This window comes from Bergeyella porcorum, from assembly GCF_042427575.1.
Classification (GTDB): domain Bacteria; phylum Bacteroidota; class Bacteroidia; order Flavobacteriales; family Weeksellaceae; genus Bergeyella; species Bergeyella porcorum.
In genome coordinates this window covers 1-631 of the sequence record NZ_JBHMFD010000006.1, presented here as the reverse complement: position 1 = coordinate 631, position 631 = coordinate 1, and the positions used below count along the sequence as shown (strand labels likewise).

Annotated in this window: 1 protein-coding gene; it reads right to left on the bottom strand. The window is 37.1% G+C overall.

From position 1 onward, the window contains the following. Positions 1 to 578, bottom strand: a 578-nt coding sequence (locus tag ACFFUE_RS03335) for an IS30 family transposase (RefSeq protein ID WP_376832804.1), incomplete at its 3' end; no start/stop codon positions are given. Positions 579 to 631: the final 53 nt, after the last annotated feature.

Sequence of the window (631 nt, the reverse complement as noted above, 5' to 3'; positions counted from 1 at the left end):
AATTTATTTGTATATTCATTTAGACCTCTTTGCCAAGAACTATATGGGTCAGCAAAGAAAAATTTTGTATAAAGTTTGGCCGAAATTGCTTCGTGGTTCATAAATTCCCTCCCGTTATCAGAGGTAATTGTGTGAACGTATTTCTTATAAGGAGCCAGCATATTAACAACTGCTTTCTCTACCGTCTTGGCTTTTTTATCTTTCAATTTCTGAATTAAACAAAATGATGATTTCCGTTCTACCATCGTAAGAGCGAAACTTTTATGATTTTCCCCCTCAATTAAATCGATTTCCCAGTCCCCAAATCGTCCTCGTTCGTTCACAATCTCGGGTCTTTCGTGTATCGATACACGATTTTTTATCACTCCTCTCTTTTTGTATTTTGACAGCCTTTTACGCCTTGACTTAACTTGGGTACGCAATCTAGTGTACAATGTTCCGCCATTGTTGGCATCACGATAGATATATTGATAAATTGTCTCAATGCTAACCATTGGTATGCCATTTTGTCTACAATAACCGTTTATTTGCTCGGGTGACCAATCCAGCAATATTTTTTCCTTGATGATTTTTTTCATATCATCGGTAAAGGTATTACGCCTATTCTTGTCGCGTATTCGGTCATCGGCAT